Origin of the sequence: Carboxylicivirga litoralis (genome assembly GCF_025499605.1) — a bacterium.
Taxonomy (GTDB): domain Bacteria; phylum Bacteroidota; class Bacteroidia; order Bacteroidales; family Marinilabiliaceae; genus Carboxylicivirga; species Carboxylicivirga litoralis.
The window spans coordinates 104148-129065 of record NZ_JAFMVC010000009.1 but is presented as its reverse complement, the minus strand read 5'-3'; the positions used below and the strand labels follow the sequence as shown (position 1 = coordinate 129065).

The following is a 24918-nucleotide window of genomic DNA, read 5'->3' as shown; positions in this document are numbered from 1 at the left end:
TATTTGACGACATCAAACAATAGTTGTGTTAGGCTTCAAGAAGTAATTTTACTAAAAAGACTTGAATAATGCGATTTTTAAATCAAATATTTATCCTTTAGTTAATATAATAAAGAAATATTTGCGATTTGTTGATTGAAATAGTGGGCTAAAACGTGCATAATGGATGTTGTTGATTGACAATTAAAAAAATGTGTTATTTTTGATTACTGTTACATTATGATTATGGCAAGCACTCGTATTTTTGTTATTTCCTTACTGTTTTTTATTGTTGTTATAAACGTAACAGGACAAACTTCAGAAATTTCGCAAGAGGAAAAGTGGACTCAACGGATGAATGAGCTAAATGCTCTTGTGCCCGAAAATATTGACAGTATCAGGGAGTTAGCCATGGAGCACCTTGAGGACTGTCCTTTTGAAGAAATAAAGAAAGATGCTTATTACCATTCTTTTATGGCTGAGGTATATTACTATCAGCAAGAGTTGAGCCAGTCGCTTAATTCGTATAAGGCAGCATTGGCAAATTTTCAACGCGGGGATGATTCTACTTATTTAGCTGTGCTATATAATAATATAGGCTTGATTCATTATCTCAAAGCGAATTTCGATAGTGCTTTGGTGGCTTATAATCATTCGTTGGAACTCGAGAAACGAGACGGGAATAAAGAAGGCATCGCCATGTCATATCAAAACCTTGGTATTATTTATGGCAAATGGGAGCGTTATGATTTGGTGTATGAATATTATAATAATGCTCTTGCTATTTATGAAGAATTGGATGATTTCTCTTCTATAGCAGCTGTTACCAATAATATGGCCGTGATTAGTGTGCGCATCAATGATTTAGATGCCGGTTTTAAGTATTACAAGAAAGCCTATGATGCCTATGATAGGATGGGCAACGAAGAAGGTATGGCATCGGTTTCTGCTAACCTTGGACGTTTATTTGGTTTGCAAGGCCAATACAGTAGAGCAGATGCTTATTTTAACAAGGCATTGGGGGTATTTACTCGTCTTAACGATCAAGTTGGCTTAGTACATACCTATAGCATGATGGGGGAAATGTACTTAAATAACCAGCAGGTCGAAAAGGCACTTAATGCTTATCAGTATGCAGCAGAATACAATAAAAAAGTAGGCTTAAGAGAGGTAAGGAGCGAGAACCTTGAAGAGTTATATCAGGCCTACAAGGCATTGGGAAAATATCAATTGGCCAATGAGCTGTTGGAAGCGTCTATAGAGTTAAAGGATTCAATATTTAACCAGCAACAACTTGATAAAATGATTGAGTTGGAGAAGAAATACCATAATGCTAAAAGTGAAAAAGAACTGTTGGCGATAACGGCTAAAGTAGAGCGTAATCGTTTGTATTTATGGGGTGTGTCGTTGTTCTTTCTCTTATCAACCATTATTGTTTTGATTTGGGTGAATGTTTTAAAGATTAAGGAGCGTCAGCGTCGACTGAACATGGAGCAGAAAGTGCTTCGAACCCAGATGAATCCACACTTTATCTTCAATTCATTGTCGGCGTTACAATGTATTATTTTGGAGAATAACCAGGAAGATGCTGTTGATTTCGTTGCCGATTTCTCTACTTTGATGCGTTTGATATTGCAGTATGCCAAAGAAGAGCGCATCACTCTAAAAAAAGAAAAAGAGATATTGGATAAATATATGAGCCTTCAAAACCGACGGTTCGATAATAAGATTAATTACAAGGTTGATTTTGACGAGTCAATAGAGTTAAACAATGTGCTGGTTCCGCCCATGCTAACCCAGCCATTTTTGGAGAATGCCATTGAACATGGTGAGTTGACGGAAGAGGGAAGCTACATTCATGTGCACTTGCAGCGAAATGACGATAAGCTGATGTTTTCGATTGAAGATAATGGTATTGGTATTAAGCGCTCGATGGAAAAAAGTAAGATTACTGGTAAAAAGCATCAATCCGTGGCAATGGGGCTGACAAAAGAGCGTCTTGAATTGATGAATGATAATATTAAAAACCAGTCGGTTACATTAAAAGTGGAAGACCTGTCGAAATATGGTCGTAAAGGAACCCGCGTGGTATTTAAGGTGCCGTACGTCACATTAAATTAAGAGTTATTTGCGGCCAAAGTCAGCTGGAATCTCTCCCCAGTTTTTAGTATCCCATTTTAAAATCTTGACATTAATGGTGTTGGTTTTAAGCCAGTGTTCTGCTCTTCTAACCAGTTCAAACAGTTCTTTAGTTTTAGCTGTTTCGGCTAGTTTCGACTTGCATTGTTTTTTCATTACCCAGCCAATAGCAATTTTTGAATCGGAATAAATCGGAATATTCAGGTTGTTTTTTTGTAAATAGGAAATGCCATGCACCAATGCGAGAAATTCACCAATGTTATTGGTTCCCAGGTTAAACTTCTGATGAAACAGCTGACGCTCGTCTTTGGTGTAAACACCTTGATACTCCATCACACCTGGATTGCCACTACAAGCTGCGTCAACGGCTATGCTATTGCTGATAATGTTAGCTCTTGAGTTGATGGATGGCGTCTTGGTTTTACGGCCCCCTGTGGCCGATGATATATAGTTTGAAAACCCATTGCTATAAGCCGCTTGTGCTTCCTCGAGCGTAGCAAAACCTTTGTATTTTGCTGCCGGAAAACCTTTTATTTGTGCCTGACATTCAGGCCAGCTTTTGTAAATGCCGGGTTTGGCGCCTACCCAAACTACATAATACTTGTTTTTTGCCATTTCGATTTAACTAATGAGTGATGAGTGTATAAATATAAATCGAATTTGTTATTGATGAATAAACTCCATCTCATTAATTAAATTTTGCGCGCCGGCCATTTTATCAAGGATAAATAAAATATAACGCATGTCAACACAGATGCACTTCTGTAATTGCTCTTCGTAAGCTAAATCGCTGGTCATGGCTTCCCAGTTGCCATCAAAAGCTACGCCTATTAACTCACCTTTCCCATTAAGCACCGGGCTGCCACTGTTACCACCTGTAATATCATTATTGGTGAGGAAGCAAACGGGCATTTTGCCATTCTCAAGTGCATACGAACCAAAATCTTTGTTTCTGTAAAGTGTTTTTAGTTGCTCGGGAACAATGAATTCAATCTGTTCAGCATCTTCTTTTTCAATAATACCACTTAAGGTTGTCAGGTATTTGTAACGAACACCATCTTTAGGTTCATAATCACCCACCGTACCATACGATAATCTTAGCGTACTGTTGGCATCCGGATAAAAATCTTTATTGTCATGCAGCATATATCCTTCCACAAGCAGTCGTTGTGCGTCATTGTACTGACGGTTTAGCTTATTGTGAATATCCAGCATTTGATAAAAATGCGATAGCACCTGGTACGAAAAGGCAATGGCTGGATCTTCAAAGAAAGCATCCTCATTTTTACTTTTGATAAGCTCCAATGCCTGGTTTGGATTGGTTAAGGCTGATTTGTGATAGAGGTAAGCAGCAAAGCCAGACCAATCATCCAGGTACTTTTTACCTAGCAATGACACTATTTCTGGCCTAAGGTTTTCAGGGCTTTGTTTTAGGTAATAGCCTAACATGGCATCAAAAACCTCTTGATCAACCTTTGCATCAAAATCTTTATAAAGTTGGTTGATTGTGTTGGTGCATAGTTGGAGTTGTTGCTGATAAGCTTTAGTGTCACTTTTCGTTTCTTGCAGCTCCATGTAAAGGGTGCTAATCTCGAGGGCAAAGCGAATTATTTCAGGACCTTCAAGCATGGTTTCCTGTGTGATGGTCTCAGCCAAAGTGAGTTTTTTGCCAAGTAAGAATGATGCTTCAATTACCGGAAGTGCTTTGCCGTATTTGTTTAGTTGTATAGAGTCACCTCTTATCCAATCAGCGAAGTTTTTCTCTTTTTCTATTTGCGCCTCAATAATGCCAAGTTTTTCCAATGCTTTGTTTTGGCCTATGGCATATTTCCAGTAATTGCTCGACTCCGAATATTTGGCAGCATACTTAATATTAATTTCTTCCGATGACTGCATGGCTTTTGACCATATGTCCTGTTTAATACCTCTGGTTTCTGCAACTATTGGGTTGATGATGTCTTTGATTTCCTGCATGCCATGCGAAGTGAGGTAGCGTTGAGTATGTCCAGGGTAACCAAGAGTCATTGTATAATCGCCTTTGTTGATGCCTTGCAGGTTAATTTTTAAATGCATTTTAGGTTCAAACGGAATGTTGTTTGGCGAATAATCAGCCGGAGAGCCATCGGGAGCACAATAAACACGGAAAAAGCTGAAATCACCAGTGTGACGAGGCCACATCCAGTTATCAGTGTCGCCACCAAATTTACCGATGGATGAAGGAGGAGTGCCGACTAATCGAACATCACGAAAGGTCTGTGTCAGAAATAATATGTAGGTGTTGCCACTAAAAAGCGGTTTAATTTTAGCATCGAGCTTATATTTTGCTGCTGCTTCATGCTCAATTACCTGGATTAAACTATCGATGATTACCGTTCTTTCAGAACCTGATTGTTCAATGGCCTGAGTGATGATTTGGTTGGTTACATCATGTGCTTCAATCAAGAGGGTTGCTGTTTTGCCAGGATTGGCCAGTTCCTCACTCAAAGATTTGGCCCAGAATCCGTTTTCTAAATAATTATGCTCGATATTACTGTGCTGTTGTATCTCACTGTAACCGCAATGGTGGTTTGTCAGCAATAGACCCTTACGACTAATAAATTCACCTGTGCAGGCACCATCGTCTAACGAAACAATGGCATCTTTTAATGAGGGTTGAGAATGGCTGTATACTGATTCGAATGGAATCTGTAGGCCTTTTTCGTGCATTAACTCAATCTGTCTTTCACTGATTAAATAAGGAAGCCACATGCCCTCATCAGCTTTTAAAGCAGACGAACACAATAGTGTTAATATGGTGATTATTAATATGCGCATTTATCTAGTTAGCTTAATATTCAAGTGGCACGAAACTACAAGATTATATGGGTGAATACTATGAATAGTATCCATTTTAAGCAATTTTAACAAAAAAAAGAGCTGTCAGAATATTCCAACAGCTCTTTTTACTTTATCCTATAGCTCTGGATTATTTCACCAAAGTCATTTCATTAATCAGGTTAGTTGCACCAGCGTACTTGTCAATAATGAAAAGTACGTAACGGATGTCAACATTGATACACTTCTGAAGCTCTGTTTCAAAAGCGATATCACCACTCATTGCTTCCCAGTTACCATCGAAAGCCAAGCCAAATAAGTGACCTTCGGCGTTGATAACCGGACTACCGCTGTTACCACCTGTAATGTCGTTATTGGATGTAAAACAAACAGGCATATAACCAGCTGCATCAGCATATTGTCCGTAGTCTTTGTTCTTCCAAAGCTCTTTTAATTTAGCAGGCACTTCAAACTCGAAGTTATCTGGATCTTCTTTTTCCATGATGCCTTCAATAGTTGTGTAGTGCTTATAAATAACACCATCTTTTGGCTCGTAGTCGCCTACTTTACCGTATGATAAACGCATGGTGAAGTTGGCATCCGGATAGAATACTTTGTCTGGCTGCATTTCAAATAAACCGGCAATAAATAGGCGGTTGTTTTTGTGGATAGCAATAGCACTTTCTGCTTCCATATTTTTGATTTCGCGATACTTCTCAATTGATGAAACACCACCAATAAATGCGTAGTCTTTCTGAAGCACTTTTAACGAAGGCTTTTCAAGGAAGGCATTAAAGCGAGCTTCATCCATAAATACTGATTTGTTGAATAGGAAATCAGCAAACTTCTGGAAGTCACCTTTAAATTTCTTGTTAATAGTAGCATAGAATGATGGGTGATATTTAGCATCAATGTCATCGTTGTACATTTTTAATAATGCACCTATCACTTTACGATCCGTTTCAGGGTTGTAATCTTTAAAGAAGCTTTCGCCTCCGGCTTTTAGGGCAGCAACAGCTTTATCAATTGCCTCCTGCTCACCTTCTTCTAATGCTTTTTCCAGAGTTTTAGCTCTATAAGCAAAGTAGAATACTTCAGCACCACGTAACTGGCACTCGGCAATAAATGATGTTGCTTTTACAAAAGAAGCACGATCGGCATATGATTTTTCCAGCTCAGCTAACACATTGCCATATTTTGCTTTTCTATCAGCATCAGCATTCACCCAGTTGGTAAATTCTTTCTCTAACTCGCGCTTTTGTCCAAGAACATTTAATTTCTCCAGACCGCGGTTCATACCAATCGAATTTTTCCAGTAGTTTGAGCTACCTGCAAATTTAGACGCATACTGAATGTTTACTTTTTCGTCGGCACGCATATCTTTTAACCAGATATCTTGCTTAACACCGCGAGGCTTAATGCGAGCCTGGTTTACGATGTCCATACGCTCTTCGATACCCCAAGATGTTAAATAACGTTCAGTGCTACCAGGGAAACCAATGGTCATTGCATAATCGTCCATCTGCACACCTTTTAATGATACAGGTAAGTGATGTGCTGGCTTATAAGGTTTATTGTCTTTTGAATATTCAGCTGGTTTTCCATCAGGACCGCAATATACACGGAACATACTGAAGTCACCAGTATGGCGAGGCCACATCCAGTTATCGGTGTCGAAACCAAATTTACCAATGGATGAAGGAGGAGCACCTACAAAACGAACATCGTTAAATTTTTCGTAAGCGATTAAAAAGAACTGGTTGCCTTCGAAATAGCTCTGAACACGAATTTGATACTCATTGCCTTCCTTAGCTGCTTCAACTAATTTAGCCGATACTTCTTTAATTTTAGCTGCTCGCTCTTCTTCAGTCATGTTGTCGTTAAGCTCAGCATTAACTTCCTCAGTAACATCCGTCATATACTTCAAAAATGTAACCGATAAGCCTGGTGCTGGTAATTCTTCTTCTAAGCTCTTGGCCCAGAATCCGTCTTTCAGGTAGTTGTGCTCAACTGAACTTAATTCCTGAATGTTACCATATCCACAGTGATGGTTGGTTAAAATTAATCCCTGGTCAGAAATTAATTCACCTGTACAGCCACGACCAAAAATAACAATGGCATCTTTTAAGCTGTTATTATTGATGCTATAAACTTCTTCAGCCGAAAGCTTGAAGCCCATTTCTTGCATCTTCTCAATGTTTAATTTGTTGATAAGTGGCAATAGCCACATACCTTCATCTGCTTTTGCGAATTGCACAAAGCCGATGCATGCTACTAGCAAAATTGCTGCTATTCTTCTCATACTATTGTACTTTAATGATTTGAAGTTGCTTACAAATTTTAATTGTTATTAGTGATTGTAAATGGGACAGTTATCAACAATCAAAGCTCGTCCAACATTCAAAGTCTATTGATTTATAATCGTTTTCAGAATGCCAAAGATATAATTTTTGCTGAAAAGGCTGGTGTGTTTTAAAACAGCGTTTGTATTGAGTGCAATATGGGGTTTGTAATTTTATTTTTTGAATGGACTAATCAGCTGCCATATCGTATTGTGATTAAAGAATCATAATCTAATTAGAGATTATTCAGAGCGCGATTATTGCTAAATATTATTAGCTAGCCTAGTGTCGATTATTTAATTTAAAACAAGCTCAACTGCTCATCTAATAAGCGAAATGTAAGGCGGTGGATGGGCGAAATGCCATGTTCTTTAATGCCCGCCCGGTGAGCTTTAGTGGGATAGCCTTTGTTTTTGTCCCAGGCATAGTGTGGATATTGTTCGTGCATCTTTTCCATGTATTCATCGCGGTGAGTTTTGGCCAGTACACTGGCTGCTGCAATGGATAGATACTTGCCATCCCCCTTGATTATACAGGTGTGGTCAATGCCTTTGTAAGGTATAAAACGGTTACCGTCTATTAATAGGTGTTCCGGCTTGGTTTTAAGTTGATCAACGCTCCGGTGCATGGCTACATACGATGCTTTTAATATGTTGATTTCATCAATCTCCTTATGGTCAACAAAACTAACTGCCCAGGCTATGGCTTCTTGTTCGATGATGGGGCGCAGCTTCTGACGTTGCTTTTCAGTAAGTTGCTTTGAGTCGTTAAGTAACTCATGCTTAAAATCTTTTGGTAAGATGACGGCTGCAGCTACCACCGGGCCAGCCAGACAACCACGACCGGCTTCGTCGCAACCGGCTTCAATGAGTTGTTCGTTTAAATATGGAAGTAAGTTGGGCATGTTTTATTTAGCAATTAGCTTGATGTTAATCCCTATCGCCATATGGGACTTCCCCTTGAGGAAGATTGCATTCTTATTAATTCTCCCCTTGGGGAGAAATACGGAAGAAGTGAGGGATGTTTATTTAGTTTTCTCTGTAAATCACCTCTAAAACTGTTTGGCCAACGGCTTTTAATGTGCCTTTGTCGATGTTGCTCATGTTGTCGTTGTGCGTATGCCAGTAACTGCCAAATGAGTGATTGATGTAATCGCCGTTTTTGTCAAAGCGATCTTCCATCACTTGCTGAATAATATCAATACAAGGGAAGTTACGTAGTTGTGTAACATACACATGATCGTCAGTAATAGTATGTCCTCTTTCTTTCTTAAAATGATAATCGTAACCAATTTCGCTTGCAATATCCCAGATGTAATTCACTAAACCCGGGTTAAAACTCATTGAATAGCCTTCGAAGTAGAAAGAGGCATTGGGTGCCCCTACCATATCCAATAAGATGCCGTATGATGCCCGATAGTTTTCTACATGTGGATTTTTACCCCAGTATTGCGAGCCCAGGCACCAGTCGTTTTCAATAGCTGGCAAGTTTCGATGATCGGGCTGACCATGATCTTCGGCGTCAAAGAATATGATGTCGATACCAACATTAGGCTGTGTTATATTAATTTGTCGGGCTATTTCCAATAAAACGCCAACGCCACTGGCACCGTCATTGGCACCGTCAATGGCTAAATCCCTTTTTGAAGGATCTCTGTCGTGATCAGCAAAAGGGCGAGTATCCCAGTGAGCACATAGTAGCACCCGTTTTTTTAGGTTGGTATTGTATTGGCCAATAATGTTCTTTGCCTTTAATACCGAGTTGTCAAATGCTATCACATCGGCTTCTTGCACAATCACATCGGCACCAAAGCGCTTTAGTTCGTTGGCCAGGTATTGGGCACAGGCGGTGTGTTCTTTAGTGTTGGGCACGCGAGGTCCAAAGTCAACCTGGTTGTTGATGTACTGGTAAGCTGAATCGGCATTAAAAACCGGAGTGGCTACTTGTTGCACCTTAGCTTTAGTAGTTGTACTTTTTTTATCTGACTTGTGAGCATTACAGCCAAAAAAAAGCAGGCTGGCAACTATTGCCAAACCTGCTGTTGTATGTTTCAATGTTATTTGCATCGTATTATTTTATGCTCCATTCGAAGCCGTCTTTTGTGTCTTTAATTTCAACGCCCAGTGCCTGCAGTTCATTTCTGATTTTATCGGCGGTTGCCCAATCTTTATTGGTTTTGGCATCAACGCGTAAATTCAGCAACAAGTTAATAGATTCTGATAATAATTCATCATTACCACCGGCATTACTATTACTTTCTACCGTTAATCCTAAAATATCTACCACCATATTGCTCATTAGCTGCTTTAGTGCTTCCAGGTCATCAGCAGTTAAAGTCGCTTTGCCGGCCAACATACTGTTGATATTTTTCACTGCATCAAACAGGTGAGCGATTAAAATAGGCGTATTAAGGTCGTCGTTTAAAGCTGCATAACATTTGTCGCTAATCTCCTGAACACTATAGCTTGATGCGTCAGAAGCAACTAATTTATCCATGTTGCCATACGCTTCAAGCAGTCGCTCCATGCCTTTCTGTGATGCCTGCAAAGCTTCGTTAGAGAAGTCAAGTGTACTGCGATAGTGAGCCTGCATAATAAAGAAACGTATCGTCATCGGACTGTAAGCCTGCTCCAGTTTATTGTGCTCGCCCGAGAATAGTTGTTCTAATGTAATAAAGTTGCCTAATGATTTACCCATCTTTTGTCCATCGATAGTAATCATGTTGTTGTGCATCCAGTAGCGAGCTGGCGTATGGCCGTTGCAAACAGTACTCTGAGCAATCTCACACTCGTGGTGTGGGAATAACAAATCCATACCACCACCATGGATATCAAATTCGGTGCCTAGGTATTTGGCGCTCATAGCCGAACACTCGAGGTGCCAACCCGGAAAGCCATCGCTAAAACGAGACGGCCATCGCATGATGTGCTCAGGAGCTGCTTTTTTCCATAAAGCAAAATCAAAGCTGTTGCGTTTTTCGGTCTGACCATCCAACTCACGGGTGGTGCTTAGCAGGTCTTCAATATTTCTACCTGACAAAGCACCGTAATTATGCTCTTTGTTATATTTCTCAACATCAAAATAAACCGATCCATTGCTTTCGTAGGCCAGTCCTTTTTTGAGGATGTCTTCAACAATCTGCAGTTGCTCAATGATATGACCCGATGCACGTGGTTCAATGCTTGGTCGTTGAACATTTAACTCGTCCATGAACAATTGATAACGATTGGTGTAGTGTTGTACTACTTCCATTGGCTCCAATTCTTCCAATCGAGCTTTTTTAGCAATTTTATCTTCGCCTGTATCGCCATCATTTTCGAGGTGGCCAACATCGGTAATATTGCGCACATAGCGTACTTTAAAGCCGGTGTGTTTTAGGTATCTGAATAATATATCAAACGTTATGGCCGGACGCGTGTGTCCCAAGTGAGGATCTCCATAAACTGTTGGTCCACATACGTACAAACCAACATGATTGGGGTGAATGGGTTGAAACTCTTCTTTCTTTCGGGATAGGGTGTTGTATAGAAATAATTTATTTTCCATGCTTGCTCAAACCTAATTGTGGAATTTTTAACAAGCCGCTAAATTACAAAAATCCTTGTACCCCCGGGCACTATTTTAACCCTTTAATACTGTTAATATTTGCAAATAAGTTAATGGATTGCACCTTTTTAGGTTTTGTCGAACTCCTATTTGGGAGTTTAAAATTTAAAATTCTTCCGTTTTTACGATATTGCCATTTTGGTAATGAATCACTTTTGTCAGCTTTTTACTATCGTTGTAGAAGCAGTGTTTACCTGTGAAAATCTTACCATTAACAAAGAATCCTTGCTTCTCAACTAATCCGTGCATGTTATAAACGGTGTGGTTACCTGTTCCTTTAAATGTAGAGGCATGCTTGCTCTCAGGTACTTCTTGTCGCGGAGCTATTTCGTTGGTAGTAATGTTTTCAGTAATCGCTTTGTTTTCCTGAAACTCACCATTATTGTAAACACGCTCGGTAATAAGTTTTCCTGTATCATCGAAAATCTTTAGGGTACCAGTGGCTTTGCCATCATTCCATTCGCCTGTGTATTTCAAGGTGCCATTGTCGTGGTAGTATTTTTGTGTCCCTGTTCGCTGGCCTTTGTCGTCGTAGTTCCAATCGTAGGCAAGGCTTCCGTTTTTATTGTAAAACCGATAGTTCCCTTTCCAATGATCGATGTTCCAGTTGCCTTGTTCCGATATTAACCCATTCTCATAATAGAACTCGGCAGGTCCGATGGCTTTACCATTTTTATAGGTAATTTTATGCTTCACCTTCCCATCGGGGTAATAACATATCCACCAGCCAGACTTTTTATTGGTTGCATAAACACCTTGTTCTAAAATCTGGTCACCCGAATTATTGAATTTAATCCATAATCCTTGTTTGTGATTGTTAATATCGGTATAGTTAATGGTATCTCCTTTATATAGCTCATATGATTGAGCCATTGTATTGAAGCTAACTGTCAGTAATATAATAATAAAGACGTTTTGCATTGTAACAATATTGGGTGTTTAGTAGCCTAACGAATTGACTTGTTAGAACTTTTTATACTGATAATAATGCCAAAAGGTTATCATAAATTAGAAAGAATTGTGCTCCAATTTATTTTATACCTTTGGGTATTGCTTCTGATGCAGGAAGTAATATGATTCTCGAGCCCACTAATACCGAAATAGTTTTGGAGGTTGAGAATCGTAAACCAGAAATAGTTATAGAATGGTAAAGAAGAAAAAGAAAAAGCCATCTCGAACAGATGAGCTAAGACAATTAATACAAGGCCTGTTTTATAATAACCCTAAACGCACTTTTAATTACAAGCAAGTATCATCGCTTTTAGAGGTTCGAAAGAAAACGGGGCGGCAAAAAGTGCAAATAATCCTTAATGAATTATTTGAGTCGGGCTATCTGACTGAAGTTGCTGCAGGGAAATATAAATTATTGAGTCGGGGTTCTACCTTAACAGGAGTGGTTGATATGACAGCATCCGGTTCAGCATATGTTGTGCCTGATGAAGAAAATGAAGGTGGCGATATTTTTATTCCGCGAAATAATATGAACCAGGCTTTGAATGGTGATCATGTTAAGGTGTTTATGCATGCACGTCGTCGTCATCGTCAGCCCGAAGGTGAAATTATTGAGATATTAAAACGTAAGCGTGATACGTTTGTTGGCGTGATGCAAATGAATCGTGGATTAGCCTTTTTAGTGGTAGATGACCGTGTGATGTCGCACGATATTTTTATACCAGCCAAAGGTCTGAATGGTGTTAAAGACGGACAGAAAGCCATTGCGCGAATTGTGGAATGGCCTGAGCGAGCTAAGAATCCAATTGGTGAAATTGTTGATGTATTGGGTGATGCAGGTGACCATCATACGGAGATGCATGCCATACTGGCCGAATTCAATTTGCCTTATCGCTATCCGCAGGAGGTCATTGACGAAGCCGAAACCATCAACGCAGAAATCACAGAAGAAGAAATTAAGCAACGTCGTGATTTTAGGAATGTCACAACTTTTACGATTGATCCGGTTGATGCGAAAGATTTTGACGATGCCTTGTCGATTCAGAAGCTGGATAACGGTCGTTGGGAAGTGGGTGTGCACATTGCCGATGTAACGCATTATGTACAACCAAAAACCTTATTGGAAAAAGAGGCTTATGAACGCGCTACTTCGGTGTACCTGGTTGATAGGGTTGTGCCGATGTTACCAGAGCGCTTAAGTAACTTCATTTGTTCGCTTCGTCCGCATGAAGAGAAGCTATGCTTTTCGGCAGTGTTTGAAATGGACGATGATGCCAATATTCATAACAGTTGGTTTGGACGAACAGTGATTTATTCCGATCGCCGTTTTACTTATGAAGAGGCACAAGAAATCATTGAAACAGGCGAAGGTGATTTGAAAGATGAGATTCTATCCTTGGATAAATTGGCCAAACAGTTGCGCGATAAACGCTTTGCTGAAGGTTCAGTTGGTTTTGAACGTGTTGAGGTGCGATTTAATATTGATGAAAAAGGTAAGCCGCTTAGTGTGTACTTCAAAGAGTCGAAAGATGCCAATAAGCTGATTGAAGAATTTATGTTGCTGGCCAATAAGAAAGTAGCGCAATTGATTGGAAATAATGAATTGGATAAGGGACGCAGAGGAAAAGCGAAGACATTTGTTTACCGCATTCATGATGTGCCAAATCCTGATAAGTTTGAAAACTTTGCCTCTTTTGTTCGTCGTTTTGGTTACGAGGCCATGCCTAAAGGAACAGAGTCGGTTAGTTCATCGCTCAACCGCTTGTTGACAGAGGTGCAGGGTAAAGGTGAGCAAAATATGATTGAAACGCTGGCTATTCGTACCATGGCCAAAGCGGTTTATTCAACGCATAATATAGGACACTATGGGTTAGCATTTAAGCACTATTCGCATTTTACATCGCCTATTCGTCGTTATCCTGATATGATGGTGCATCGTTTGCTGCAACGTTACCTTGATGGTGGTCGCTCAGTTAATGAAGAAACTTATGAAGAAATGTGTGAGCATAGCTCCGACATGGAACAAAGAGCTGCCGATGCCGAGCGCGCTTCTATCAAATACAAGCAGGTCGAATTTATGAAGGACCACCTGGGAGAAGAGTTTGATGGAGTGATTTCAGGTGTAACCGAATGGGGCTTGTATGTTGAAATCATTGAAAATAAGTGTGAAGGCATGATTCCAATTCGCGATTTGGACGATGACTTCTATACTTTTGACGAAGATAATTATTGCATAGTCGGTAGAAAATATAATCGGAAATATCAGCTTGGAGATAAACTTAAGATATCGATAGCGAATGCCAACCTGGAGAAAAAGCAATTGGATTTTGCTCTGGTTGATGATAAAAAGTAATTCGACCGAATGGTTCAGTTGATTTTAGGTTATTTATAATCAGGTAAATATGAGTTTTAATTTTAGAATCATTTGGTCTGTGCTTTTGATTTCGAAAAAAGTATTTTTATTTTTGTACTAAATACTTATTAAAAACACCGGGATGACTATAGGAGTTGCTTATCCGTCAGAAACGACAAGTGACGGAATGCGCGTTGCAATTATTGAGGCAGCCAGAGAGCTATTTGCAAAATTTGGCTACAAAAAAACAACCATGGAAGATATTGCCCATGCGTTGCGAAAAGGAAAAAGCTCACTGTATTACTACTTTAAAAACAAGGAAGAGATTTTTCAGGCTGTTATTGAGCTTGAAAAAGACATCTTGTTCACAGAATTAAATAAAGTGGTTGATTCGGAGTTGCCACCAAAAGAGAAATTTAAAGAGTATGTAATCACACGCATGAAAACCATTCATATGTTGGAAAATTATATGAAGGTACTCAAAGATGATGCTTTAGGTGCATACGATTTCTTTGATAAACTCAGAGGGAAAGGTGAGGCTGAAGAAGCCCGGCTATTGACCCAGATGTTGGAAGAAGGGCAAAAAGACGATAGCTTCCTGGTGAAAAATGTGAATATGGCGGCTGTTGCTATTGCTATTGCCTTGAAAGGATTAGAAGGGCCACTATTTAAGGCTTTAGATAATTTCGAAGACTTTAAGGTGCAAATTGATAATATCTTAAATATTCTGTTTTTCGGAATTGTAAAACGATAGTTTTGCAAAACATTAACCACCACACAACACAACCACCATATGCCAATTAAAATACCAGATGCCCTGCCTGCTCGCCATGTGCTGGAAAACGAAAATGTTTTCGTTATTGGTGAAACACGCGCTTTGCATCAAGATATACGACCGCTGAAGATTTTGATTCTTAATCTGATGCCGCTGAAGATTGCGACAGAAACACACCTGCTCAGAGCCTTGTCAAACAGTCCATTGCAGGTTGAGGTCGATTTTTTAATGACCTCAAGTCATGTATCGAAGAATACACCACGCGAACACCTGTTTGCTTTTTATAAAGTATTTGACGAAGTGCGGGCTAACAAATACGATGGTATGATTATTACCGGTGCGCCCGTTGAATTGTTGGAGTTTGAGGATGTGAACTACTGGCCCGAATTGCAGACGATAATGGACTGGAGTAAAGTAAATGTGACGAGTACTTTCCATATTTGCTGGGGGGCTCAGGCTGGTTTGTTTCACCATTATGGCATCAAAAAATACCAGCTCAATAAAAAGATGTTTGGCATTTTTAAACACACAGTTGAAAAACGTGAAGAACCCTTAATGCGTGGTTTTAATGATTTATACCATGCACCACATTCGCGTTATACCGAGGTGTTGGAGAGTGAGATAGTAGCACATCCTGATTTGGTTTTGCTTTCGAAATCAGAAAAAGCTGGTGTTTACATGGTGATGTCTAAAGACCGTCGTCAGATATTTGTAACGGGGCATTCTGAGTATGATGCATCGACATTGAAAGAGGAATACGACCGTGATGTTGCAAAAGGTTTGGATATTGCTATTCCAGCCAATTATTTTCCTGATGACAATCCGGAAAATGAACCGATGGTGCTATGGCGAAGTCATGCCAGTTTGTTGTATTCTAACTGGTTGAACTACTATGTGTATCAGGCTACCCCATTTGAGCTGGAGAAAATTCACTAAAAATGATGAGTCATATTTTGTGACAGATTATACGCTCAACTATAATTAAGTTAGTAGCTTTGATTGTAAAAATAGAGGATATGTCTCAACTGTTTGCCACTGACCTTGATGGTACCATTTTAGCCCGCGATAAAGATTTTAATAAGCAAGACCTTGGCGTGTTGAGGCAGCTTGGGACGATGGGTTATATTCGTGTTGTAGCAACTGGTCGCACATTACAATCGGCCTTTCGGGTTTTACCCGATGATTTTCCTATCGATTATCTGGTGTTTTCATCAGGTGCTGGCTTGTATTGCTGGAAAACCAAACAACTTTTGTCAACTCGTCATTTGGGTTATGAAAAAACCAAAGAGGTTGTTGAAGTTTTTAAGCAATACCATGTCGAATATACTTTGCATCACCCTATTCCCGAAAATCATTTGTTTTATCATCCCGAAGGCGATGATGCGCATCCAGATTTTGAACGTTATCTGGAGTTTAACCACCCTCATGCCGAGGTGATAAATGGCTCAGTACCAAAGTTGGATTATACACAAACACTGGCTTTTATTCCTGATATGGAGATGTATGAAGCCATAGCAAAACAACTATTAGGAGTGAAGGTTGTTCGTGCCACATCGCCCATCGATGGAGTCAGTATTTGGATGGAATGTTTTAATACTGAAGTGTCTAAGGCCAATGGTATTTTAGAGGTTTGTGGAATAGAAAAGATTGCGCCTGAAAATGTAACAGTTGTTGGTAATGACTACAACGATTTAGATATGTTATCAACGTTCCAAAATGCCTTTGTGGTTGATAATGCACCACAAGAGTTGAAGCAGCAATTTACCAATTTAGTTAATGTGCATCAGTCACCACTTGATGATTGGAAAATGCGATTCACTTCTTTTTAATCTCTGCACTTATCGGATAACGTGTGTTGATGGCATCGACAAAAACGGCCTTAACCGAACCAAACAGAATTTTAGCTTCCACAATTATCGGGATACGATTAGCATCGTCAGTGACCCAAACAGTCATGTCTTCTCCACTCTTAAAAATGGTGCCTTCCACCAATAGAGGAGAAAATTTTAAACAGTTAAAATGTCTTCCATCTCTGTTTTTGATGGTTTCTTTCCCTAAATAACGGATGTAGATATCGTGAATTTCACCGTCAACCACCATGTTGATTGGTATTTTATCATTCTCTCTGTATTTAGAGTAATCGATATTTCGAGCCTTATAAACCATTGTTAGCAGGTCAAACGAACAATTTTTCCACTGTAAAATGGTATCGCGTTGTGCTTCTTTTTCTTTTTGTATGCGAGCGCTTATCTGTCGTGTTTTTCTGTCGAATTGATAAAGATAGCTGGCGTGGTAGCTGCCTTCGTTAGTGATACGCTTAAATTCAAAAGGTTCGAGGTGTAGCGTGTCAACAACTGTTTCAAATGTATCGCGCACTTTGAAAAGTATATCGTAAGAAGAATAGGTGGCACCATGTGCTTTTAAATGATAGGCAGGTTCGTTATCTACCTTTGTATTTTCTACGGTAAATGAAACCTGACCGGCATTGAGCCAGATAAAACCCCAGTTGTAGTAGGCGTGGTATTTTACTACTTCGCCTGCTTTAAATGCAGTGTTAACATCCTTGCATTGGGCACTGATGGACAGGCTCAAAAACACACAAAGCACTGCTGAAAGTAATTTCTGCATAAATAATTATTTAAGGCAGTTTGCTAACAAAAACAGTGCCTTTGATGATTGGGCTTATTTGTTGACTTCACCAATTTTAGCTTCAATGGAAGCTATTTTGCTGGCTATTCGCTGACTTTTGTTTTTTTGTGCATCAATGTTTATGGAGCAATACACCCGGTTTGAAACAGGTTCAAGAATATCGTAACTCTCTTGTACGATTTGAAGTGCTTGTTCCATGGTGTCAGTTTCAATGGTTGTACCCATTGGGTTGAGTTTGTAACTTACACCACTTTCTTTAATGTGATTAATAATCTGACTCACATATTGGCTCACGCTGTCCCCTTTATCAGTTGGGAACATAGCAAAATTAAGCAGTACTGACATTATTCTTCTTTTTTCTTTGGTTTGCGGAATTGTTTGGAGAAACTATCAACGTTAAACTGGATTGGATCCCAAGTGCCATAGTTGTCTTCCCAGTTTTTACGAATGTTTAATTTCTTAGGGAAGTAAATGATTTCTTCAGGTTGAATACGTTCATAATAATTGCCGCTATCCCATTGGCCATTTTTATTTTTGTCAACAACAATACGCAACATATATTCGCCTGGATTAATATAGCGGAAACCAATTTTTCCAGACTCGTTCTTAATATATGTTTGTTGCACAATAACATCTTTTCGGTTGATTAATTGTACCAACCAATTATCTTGAGGGTTTAGTACCTGAATGCGAATTAACCCGTAGCTATCAATTGTTTTAATAGTGAATTGACTATTAATCGAATCGTTATACAGACCATAGATATCGAAAATGGCCGCAGAATCAATAATCATTTCATATTTAACGCCTGGTTCCCAGTTGCTTTTGATGGTGTAGTTGAGAATTTGCTCTTCGTTATGAATAAACTCGAAGGGCTGTTCTTCTGGTATAGTGTCTTTGTGATTAAACAGCGTAATGGCATTGGTGTTAAATTCCGTTGCCGGTGCTGATAATGAGAAATGAAACTGCCCGAATACATCCAGTTTATTTTTCATATTCTTTAGCTGGATAGTTGGAATTGGTTCCGGCTCATCGTCTTTCTTTCGTTTCTTTTTCTTCTTTTCCTTCACTTCAAAAAAGTACATGGCAATGGTGTCCGTTCGGGTGTATGGTTTGTCCAGTGAATCGCGCATCAAATAACTCAACGAAACTGATAATGAGTCTTGGTTATAGTAAGTGCTATCGCTTAACCAGAATGTAACGGTGTCGTTCTTCACTGACCGGTCCATCAAAAATACATCGCTTAGGTCTTCTTTGCCGGTTAATGCTATTTGGGCATCTTCTTCAAGCGGACGATTAAAGTAATAGGTCAACTTTGCCCGTTCGTTACGTTCCTCACTTGTCAGGTACTGCTCTTTGTAATCATGTTGAAATTTAAAAAGCTTGAAACTATCTGGTGTGTAAACTAATTTTTCGTAATAGTGAAGCGAGTCCGTTTCTAAGGAGTCGATGCGAATTGTATCGGCAAAAGTACGATATTCAAAAGACGGCTCTACAATAATATCCGACCAGGCCATGGCTTCACCTGGTTGATCAAACTTGTTATTTCTATTAGCGTCATCAAGGGCGTAGACACGGTATTTGCCAGGGCTTACATTACGAATGTTAAATCGGCCTTGTGAGTTGGTTTTTGCCATACGAATGGGTACCAATGTTTGAATAGCTGTGTCGTTCAGGTTATTGTGTAAATAAATCAACACACCTTCCGAAGGCGATAAATCATCAGCGTCGTATAAATTACCGGATACTTGCAGTGAATCAATATATTCTCCAGTTGAAAATGAGAATGAATAATTATCTAACACATTTCCTTCGTTGTTATCAACTATGGCATCAGCAAAATCAAGCGTATAAGTGGTGTTGGGTTGCAAGTCTTCTTCAAAGGTTATCATTAAGCGGTTGCCACGAGCTTCTACAATAGGTTGTTCATTAACCGGAGGCGAAACAATAAATTTGCTTCTATAGTCTTTTAATTGAATTAGTTCATCAAACTCAATGTAAATAGTTTTCTCCTGGTAATTTAAAGCATTGGCTTTGGGTGTTGATTTGACAACAACAGGAGGGTCTTCATCTTTTAATCCACCAGTAGGCATACCCACGTTGGCACAATACCAAAATAGTTGAGCAATAACAGCGATTAAGGCTAGTTGAAATATCTTTTTCTTCAAAACAGCTATTTTTTAATTCTTCACAAATTTATATAATAGTTCGGTAGTTCATATAGTGTCATCTCTATTTTCAATAATCGCTGATAAGTTAGCTTATTTTTTGGTTTTAATTCCTTTGTAAATAGTGGATTGATTTACGATGCTTTTCCTCTAAATATCAAGTTTAGCATGATTTTTGGGCATGTTAGACTGGTTTTACTGTAATGACGTTCATTGCAGGCCTGTTAAAAAATAATAACTTTGTGTTCAGACCCAAAAGTAGACTGTTAATTATGGAAAATACAAACAAACCATCATCAAACAAATTAGCCTATATAGTTGGTGGAGTTGCATTAGTTGTGATTGCTGTTATATTATTCTTTTTTATAAGCCACCGACATGAGTATAGAGCAGTAGTGGAAGAGATGACCGAGGAAAAATTTCTTTTAACAGAGGAGTTTCAAGCCTTGGCTTTAGATTATGACTCGCTTCATAGTAATAATGATACACTAAACCTGATGTTGGAGCAGGAGCGTGAAAAAATTACTCATTTAATTGAAGAGATAAAAACCATTAAAGCCACTAATGCCCGTAAAATCAGGGAGTATAAAAAAGAACTGACCACACTTCGCGGTGTTATGCGCAGTTTTGTTGTTCAGATAGATTCACTTAATAGACGGAATGAGGAGCTGACACAGGAAAACATACAATACCGAAAACGGCATGATGAAATAGCACAATCGTATAAGGAGCTGGAAGAAGTAAAGAAAACACTGGATAAAAAAGTGGAAATTGCATCGCAGCTTGAAACGCGAAATATTGAAACAGTTGGGTTAAATTCTAAGGGGAAAACGACAAAGAAAGCCAGAAGTGTTGCTAAAATTCGCATGTGCTGTACAATTCAGAAAAATGTTACAGCACCTGTTGGTTTGAAAACAGTTTATGTGCGTATTCAACGTCCGGATGATGTGTTATTAATCACTTCGAAGGATAATGTGTTTACCTACGAAGAGCAGGAAATCAATTACTCGGCCAGTCGCGAGTTTGAATATGGTGGCGAAGATGTTGATATTTGTGTGTTTTATACAGCGGCCGATGGAGAATTATTGAGTGGAGTTTATACGGTAGATGTATTTGTGGATGGTTTTAATATAGGCACCAGTACTTTTGAATTAAAATAGCTGATTTTATAAAATGATAAAATAAAACGGGAAGCCAATTGGCTTCCCGTTCTTCTTTCCTGACAAGTGGTAATTGTCGTCCACTTGCACCCATTTGTTTGCTGGCTAAGCCAGCTGCTTCTTCTTGTAGAAGCCCCCATTTGATTCGGATGTGATATAATCGTTATCCTCAGTAGACTTTGCCATTATCCTGGCCGAAGCTTCAGGATAGTTTAAAAAGTTTTCGTAAAACTTAACCTGCTCAAAATAGTTAAGTTTGAGCTTGGTTGGGCTCATTAAAAATTTACGCGTCCAGAAATTTACTGGGTCATACATGTTAACGACTTGTAAGCCCTTTATCTTCAAAAAATAATCAAGCAATAATTCCTGGCTGTATTTCCCTTTAGTAATCTTAATCAACGAATCTAATATGGCTTCTTTTTCATTATCGCCATTTGGAAATAAAACCCTTTCCAGTTCTTTGGAGGCATTGCGCTCGGCCAATAAGGCCAAACCTTTTTTCCAAAACCAGAGCCCGAAAGCTGTAAGTGAAATTAATGTTATCAGTAACGTTGTCATTTCGTTTAAAATAAATCCTACAATACTTGTAAGAGATGGGTTTAGATAGAATTAACCTCCGATGGTTTAATCATTCATCTTTGATGTGCAATTCCGATTAGTAATACTGTCTTAGGACGTAAAGGTTACATTTTTATTGATGAGATGACTTTAAAACCGGATGAACGCACTTAATTCAAGTTTGAAACAGGAAAACTACTTCTTTGGAGGTAATAATGGGAGCTTGAATTTAACTGGAGTAACTGTCTTCATTGTTTTTGAGCAGGTCGAAAGGAAATGGGTAATTTCTTTGCTCTTTAAATGATTTTGACTGATAGTTGAGAAGCCAAATAATTTAGAAGCTCGTTTTGCCAGGTATTCTTGTTCGTACTGACCTGGAGTAGGGATGAGTAAAGCTGTTTTTTGGCACACCATCAAATCCATTAGTGTAGAATAGCCCGAGCGACAGATGATATGTTCACTGTTCATTATTAATTTATAGTATTCATCAGGCGAACAGTGTGGCAGTAATGTGATATTCTCAATTTGTTCTTTGTCTCTTTCTGGTTGGGCACAAAGCATGGTGGTTTTTAATCCGCTTCCTTTTAATTGCTTGATGAGGATTGTTTCTAATAAAGTGCGTTGTGGTTCTGGTCCGGATAAAATGACGAGAATATCTGGCGCTGATGAACGGTTTGTTTTGATGTTGGTATTTATTCGTGATAAATACCCAAGGTATTTTGTTATTAATCCTTTACTAGGGGAGGAAAGTGTTCCAGAGAGTTTTGGTTTGCTTTCGGAGTCAGGAAGCCAGCATTCGTCAAAGTGTTTAAGAAGACGGGTGCTAAGCCGTTTTGTGAAAGGTCTCATCCAAACCAAATACTTGCCGGGGTAAGGATTGGTTTGATGGGTAATTATTACCGAAGCAACATGCTTTGAGTAAAGGCCATACCGATTATCCGAAATGATTAAATCGATGGCGTATTGGTTAATGACATTTTTTACAGCGGTATGTTCTTTTTTTATTGAACTAAGAAAAGCAGGTACTTGTAGTAGTAACTGTAAGCACTGGCTTCGGCGACGAGAAAGTGACACGTTAAAGCCAGGCAGCGTTTGCCAGTCTAATTGAGGAAAGGCATCTCTTAAAATGGCTAATGAAGAACCGTCACCGGCCAAGAGTACATAGTGGCCTTGTAGAATTAACTCCTCAATAATCGGAATTAACCTGGTTGCATGTCCCAGGCCCCAGTTAAGCGGACTGACCAATATGCGCCGATGTATTTTTGCTTTTGCCACTATACAAATATAATATAATGCCCCAAGCAGACGGCATTATCCTAGCCCGATACCGAAACAGCAAAGCCTTTTTCTTTGGCAATTTTGGCTATTTCGTGTAACTTTTCGAGTGGCACTTTCTTGAGGGAGTTGTATGGAGTGTCGCGCTCAATGGTATAAATCATTACTTTTTCAGGCTGTATCTCGTTGAGTGCTTCCAGCCAAGAGTTGATGTCAGCTTCAGTGGTGTTGTCGATATTGACGCCATTCATTTCTCCGGCGACAAACATGGTTTGAATAATTAACTGACCATTGAATGCTTTCAGTTGTTGGATGGTTTTTTCCAGATTAAATGGATAATTTGGTTGATCAAGGCGTAAGATGGTTTCTGTTAATCCAGAATCCAGCTTTTGAATGTTGTCATCGATTTTCAAAAGTGCCTCAACAACGTTGGGTTTGTTCAGTCGCGAACCATTGGATAGAACAGCAATGCGCGCTTCGGGACAAAATGTATCACGTAGTTCAATGGTGTCATCAATCACGTTGCTAAAATCGGGGTGTAAGGTTGGTTCGCCATTGCCTGCAAATGTTATTACATCTGGCTTTAAACCATCTTTCAACATGTTTTGCAGTTTGACTTTTAGTGCTGTTTTAACTTCAGTACGTGTTGGCATTTGTCCGCTTTTATCACCCAATTCACCATTTAATCCACATTCGCAATAGATACAATCGAAGGAGCAAATTTTACGATTGACTGGCAGTAGGTTCATTCCTAATGAAACACCAAGGCGTCGGCTATTCACCGGACCAAAAACAATTTCATCAAACAAAAAAGTAGACATGCTATTCAAATTTTTGCACAAAGGTAATGGAATCCGCATAAGAACGATACGAACTGATGTAAGTCATTATCGGTGGTTGCAAATATCGTGACTCGTTGATTTAAGGAATTGTTAATGACCTGCAGTGTACAATGCTGTCATCCGCATTTTACACAATCAACTAAATTGCTATCTTTGATGACTTGAATTTTAGGCTGCTTCATGAAGTTTAACGAGGTAATAGGACACGAGAGAATTAAGAAACATTTGGTGAACATGGTGAATGAAAACCGTGTGAGCCACGCTCAATTATTTGGAGGGCCGGAAGGTGTTGGGAAGATTAATCTGGCTTTGGCATTTGCACAGTACTTAAACTGTCAAAATCGTCAGGGTGATGATTCGTGTGGAGAATGTCCGTCGTGTGTCAAATATTCCAAACTGATACATCCCGATTTGCATTTTGTGTTTCCGGTGGTGAAAAGTACCAAGCATAAGAATCCGGTTAGTGATTCTTATATTAACGAGTGGCGTCAGTTTGTACTGAATGAGCCTTATTTTAATATTCGACAGTGGTTTACCTTTCTGGATGCTGATAAGCAAGGGCTGATTTATAGTCAGGAGAGTCAGGAGATAATCAAAAAACTGAGTCTTAAAACTTTTGAAGCCAAGTATAAGGTGATGATTATTTGGCTGCCTGAAAAGATGCACGTAGCAGCAGCTAATAAATTACTAAAGTTACTAGAAGAGCCACCAGAGGGAACGGTTTTTCTATTAGTGTCGGATAATCCTAATGAGATATTGGGCACCATTCAAAGTCGTGCACAGCGTTTAAATATTCCAGCGTTGGAGATTAGTGAAATAGCTAAAGCTCTCAGATTGGAGTATGATATCACTGAGGAAGAGAGTGAACGATTTGCTAAACTATCGGTTGGTAACTATGTGGCGGCTAAAGAAATTGTTGGGCAAGGTGAAGAACGCGCTTACTTTTTTGATAAGTTTGTAGGTATGATGCGTTTAGCCTATCAACGAAAGCTCTTTGACTTAATTGATTGGTGCGATGACATGAATCGTCAATCAAAAGAACGTCAGAAGAATTTCTTTGAATTTGCTCTGCGTTTGATTCGCGAAAATTTTATGATGAACATTCAGGAACAAGATTTATTGTATCTTACACCTGAAGAAGAAAATTTCTCGGCACGTTTTTCACCATTTATAAACGATGGTAATATTCTGCAATTGAGTGAGGAATTTAGTTTGGCACATTCTCATCTTGAACAAAATGGGAATGCTCGTATTATATTAATGGACTTATGCCTAAAGGTGATAATGCTTTTAAAGCAGTAATAAGT

Annotated in this window: 20 protein-coding genes; 7 read left to right on the top strand and 13 right to left on the bottom strand. The window is 39.1% G+C overall.

The features are described 5' to 3' along the window. Positions 1-225 precede the first annotated feature (225 nt). Positions 226-2100, top strand: a complete 1875-nt coding sequence (locus J1N10_RS10560) for a tetratricopeptide repeat-containing sensor histidine kinase (protein ID WP_262326669.1) — start codon at positions 226-228, stop codon at positions 2098-2100. Between the two features lie 3 nt (positions 2101-2103). On the opposite strand, the gene J1N10_RS10555 is transcribed toward J1N10_RS10560, so the two are convergent. The 7 genes from J1N10_RS10555 to J1N10_RS10525 form a co-directional block, all read right to left on the bottom strand. Beyond that, positions 2104-2733 (bottom strand): ribonuclease H family protein, encoded by a 630-nt coding sequence (locus tag J1N10_RS10555; RefSeq protein ID WP_262326668.1) that lies wholly within the window; start codon positions 2731-2733, stop codon positions 2104-2106. Between the two features lie 48 nt (positions 2734-2781). Then, positions 2782-4932, bottom strand: coding sequence for a S46 family peptidase (locus J1N10_RS10550; RefSeq protein ID WP_262326667.1), 2151 nt, complete (start codon positions 4930-4932; stop codon positions 2782-2784). A gap of 151 nt (positions 4933-5083) precedes the next feature. Continuing rightward, positions 5084-7234, bottom strand: coding sequence for a S46 family peptidase (locus tag J1N10_RS10545; RefSeq protein ID WP_262326666.1), 2151 nt, complete (start codon positions 7232-7234; stop codon positions 5084-5086). A gap of 341 nt (positions 7235-7575) precedes the next feature. Beyond that, on the bottom strand, positions 7576-8178 hold the full coding sequence (locus J1N10_RS10540; RefSeq protein ID WP_262326665.1) for a ribonuclease HII: 603 nt from the start codon (positions 8176-8178) through the stop codon (positions 7576-7578). Between the two features lie 124 nt (positions 8179-8302). Continuing rightward, a complete protein-coding gene (locus J1N10_RS10535) occupies positions 8303-9340 on the bottom strand; it encodes a M28 family peptidase (RefSeq protein ID WP_262326664.1) in 1038 nt (345 codons plus the stop codon). A 4-nt stretch (positions 9341-9344) separates the two neighbouring features. Next, positions 9345-10820 carry a cysteine--tRNA ligase gene (cysS, locus tag J1N10_RS10530; protein ID WP_262326663.1) on the bottom strand — a complete coding sequence of 492 codons (1476 nt, stop codon included), beginning with the start codon at positions 10818-10820 and terminating at the stop codon, positions 9345-9347. 165 nt (positions 10821-10985) lie between these two features. Then, entirely contained in the window at positions 10986-11801 is an 816-nt protein-coding gene (locus J1N10_RS10525) for a toxin-antitoxin system YwqK family antitoxin (RefSeq protein WP_262326662.1), read from the bottom strand. Positions 11802-12024: 223 nt separating this feature from the next. Between J1N10_RS10525 and rnr the strand changes: the two genes are divergently transcribed. From rnr to J1N10_RS10505, 4 genes are all read left to right on the top strand, one after another. Next, positions 12025-14184 carry a ribonuclease R gene (gene rnr, locus J1N10_RS10520; protein WP_262326661.1) on the top strand — a complete coding sequence of 720 codons (2160 nt, stop codon included), beginning with the start codon at positions 12025-12027 and terminating at the stop codon, positions 14182-14184. A gap of 142 nt (positions 14185-14326) precedes the next feature. Next, positions 14327-14938 (top strand): TetR/AcrR family transcriptional regulator, encoded by a 612-nt coding sequence (locus tag J1N10_RS10515; protein WP_262326660.1) that lies wholly within the window; start codon positions 14327-14329, stop codon positions 14936-14938. 39 nt (positions 14939-14977) lie between these two features. Next, positions 14978-15895, top strand: coding sequence for a homoserine O-acetyltransferase MetA (gene metA, locus J1N10_RS10510; protein WP_262326659.1), 918 nt, complete (start codon positions 14978-14980; stop codon positions 15893-15895). Between the two features lie 80 nt (positions 15896-15975). Further along, positions 15976-16788, top strand: coding sequence for an HAD family hydrolase (locus J1N10_RS10505; RefSeq protein ID WP_262326658.1), 813 nt, complete (start codon positions 15976-15978; stop codon positions 16786-16788). Here J1N10_RS10505 and J1N10_RS10500 read toward each other — a convergent pair. The 3 genes from J1N10_RS10500 to J1N10_RS10490 are packed head-to-tail and all read right to left on the bottom strand — an operon-like array spanning position 16775 to position 19776. Continuing rightward, on the bottom strand, positions 16775-17587 hold the full coding sequence (locus tag J1N10_RS10500; RefSeq protein WP_262326657.1) for a DUF3108 domain-containing protein: 813 nt from the start codon (positions 17585-17587) through the stop codon (positions 16775-16777). The two genes, J1N10_RS10505 and J1N10_RS10500, sit on opposite strands and share 14 nt — an antisense overlap. 54 nt (positions 17588-17641) lie before the next feature. Beyond that, the gene (locus J1N10_RS10495) at positions 17642-17953 is read right to left on the bottom strand and encodes an MTH1187 family thiamine-binding protein (RefSeq protein ID WP_262326656.1); all 312 of its coding nucleotides are present in this window, start codon (positions 17951-17953) and stop codon (positions 17642-17644) included. Then, positions 17953-19776: an Ig-like domain-containing protein gene (locus J1N10_RS10490; RefSeq protein ID WP_262326655.1), complete on the bottom strand. Its 1824-nt coding sequence runs from the start codon at positions 19774-19776 to the stop codon at positions 17953-17955. Before J1N10_RS10490 ends, J1N10_RS10495 begins: the two co-directional genes overlap by 1 nt. A 272-nt stretch (positions 19777-20048) precedes the next feature. Between J1N10_RS10490 and J1N10_RS10485 the strand changes: the two genes are divergently transcribed. Next, positions 20049-20936, top strand: a complete 888-nt coding sequence (locus J1N10_RS10485) for a hypothetical protein (protein WP_262326654.1) — start codon at positions 20049-20051, stop codon at positions 20934-20936. Between the two features lie 105 nt (positions 20937-21041). Here the strand turns inward: J1N10_RS10485 and J1N10_RS10480 are convergent, their stop codons facing one another. The 3 genes from J1N10_RS10480 to J1N10_RS10470 form a co-directional block, all read right to left on the bottom strand. Next, the gene (locus J1N10_RS10480; RefSeq protein WP_262326653.1) at positions 21042-21494 is read right to left on the bottom strand and encodes a hypothetical protein; all 453 of its coding nucleotides are present in this window, start codon (positions 21492-21494) and stop codon (positions 21042-21044) included. A 195-nt stretch (positions 21495-21689) separates the two neighbouring features. Then, positions 21690-22769, bottom strand: coding sequence for a glycosyltransferase (locus tag J1N10_RS10475; protein WP_262326652.1), 1080 nt, complete (start codon positions 22767-22769; stop codon positions 21690-21692). A gap of 41 nt (positions 22770-22810) precedes the next feature. After that, a complete protein-coding gene (locus J1N10_RS10470) occupies positions 22811-23590 on the bottom strand; it encodes a radical SAM protein (protein ID WP_262326651.1) in 780 nt (259 codons plus the stop codon). Between the two features lie 201 nt (positions 23591-23791). On the opposite strand from J1N10_RS10470, the gene holB reads away from it, so the two are divergent. After that, positions 23792-24913, top strand: coding sequence for a DNA polymerase III subunit delta' (holB, locus tag J1N10_RS10465; protein WP_262326650.1), 1122 nt, complete (start codon positions 23792-23794; stop codon positions 24911-24913). Positions 24914-24918 lie beyond the last annotated feature (5 nt).

What these genes read in the sequence shown, in the direction of transcription:
- J1N10_RS10560 (WP_262326669.1), top strand. Translation starts at nt 226, where the DNA reads ATGGCAAGCACTCGTATTTTTGTTATTTCCTTACTGTTTTTTATTGTT.
- J1N10_RS10555 (WP_262326668.1), bottom strand. Translation starts at nt 2,733, where the DNA reads ATGGCAAAAAACAAGTATTATGTAGTTTGGGTAGGCGCCAAACCCGGC.
- J1N10_RS10550 (WP_262326667.1), bottom strand. Translation starts at nt 4,932, where the DNA reads ATGCGCATATTAATAATCACCATATTAACACTATTGTGTTCGTCTGCT.
- J1N10_RS10545 (WP_262326666.1), bottom strand. Translation starts at nt 7,234, where the DNA reads ATGAGAAGAATAGCAGCAATTTTGCTAGTAGCATGCATCGGCTTTGTG.
- J1N10_RS10540 (WP_262326665.1), bottom strand. Translation starts at nt 8,178, where the DNA reads ATGCCCAACTTACTTCCATATTTAAACGAACAACTCATTGAAGCCGGT.
- J1N10_RS10535 (WP_262326664.1), bottom strand. Translation starts at nt 9,340, where the DNA reads ATGCAAATAACATTGAAACATACAACAGCAGGTTTGGCAATAGTTGCC.
- cysS (WP_262326663.1), bottom strand. Translation starts at nt 10,820, where the DNA reads ATGGAAAATAAATTATTTCTATACAACACCCTATCCCGAAAGAAAGAA.
- J1N10_RS10525 (WP_262326662.1), bottom strand. Translation starts at nt 11,801, where the DNA reads ATGCAAAACGTCTTTATTATTATATTACTGACAGTTAGCTTCAATACA.
- rnr (WP_262326661.1), top strand. Translation starts at nt 12,025, where the DNA reads ATGGTAAAGAAGAAAAAGAAAAAGCCATCTCGAACAGATGAGCTAAGA.
- J1N10_RS10515 (WP_262326660.1), top strand. Translation starts at nt 14,327, where the DNA reads ATGACTATAGGAGTTGCTTATCCGTCAGAAACGACAAGTGACGGAATG.
- metA (WP_262326659.1), top strand. Translation starts at nt 14,978, where the DNA reads ATGCCAATTAAAATACCAGATGCCCTGCCTGCTCGCCATGTGCTGGAA.
- J1N10_RS10505 (WP_262326658.1), top strand. Translation starts at nt 15,976, where the DNA reads ATGTCTCAACTGTTTGCCACTGACCTTGATGGTACCATTTTAGCCCGC.
- J1N10_RS10500 (WP_262326657.1), bottom strand. Translation starts at nt 17,587, where the DNA reads ATGCAGAAATTACTTTCAGCAGTGCTTTGTGTGTTTTTGAGCCTGTCC.
- J1N10_RS10495 (WP_262326656.1), bottom strand. Translation starts at nt 17,953, where the DNA reads ATGTCAGTACTGCTTAATTTTGCTATGTTCCCAACTGATAAAGGGGAC.
- J1N10_RS10485 (WP_262326654.1), top strand. Translation starts at nt 20,049, where the DNA reads ATGGAAAATACAAACAAACCATCATCAAACAAATTAGCCTATATAGTT.
- J1N10_RS10480 (WP_262326653.1), bottom strand. Translation starts at nt 21,494, where the DNA reads ATGACAACGTTACTGATAACATTAATTTCACTTACAGCTTTCGGGCTC.
- J1N10_RS10470 (WP_262326651.1), bottom strand. Translation starts at nt 23,590, where the DNA reads ATGTCTACTTTTTTGTTTGATGAAATTGTTTTTGGTCCGGTGAATAGC.
- holB (WP_262326650.1), top strand. Translation starts at nt 23,792, where the DNA reads ATGAAGTTTAACGAGGTAATAGGACACGAGAGAATTAAGAAACATTTG.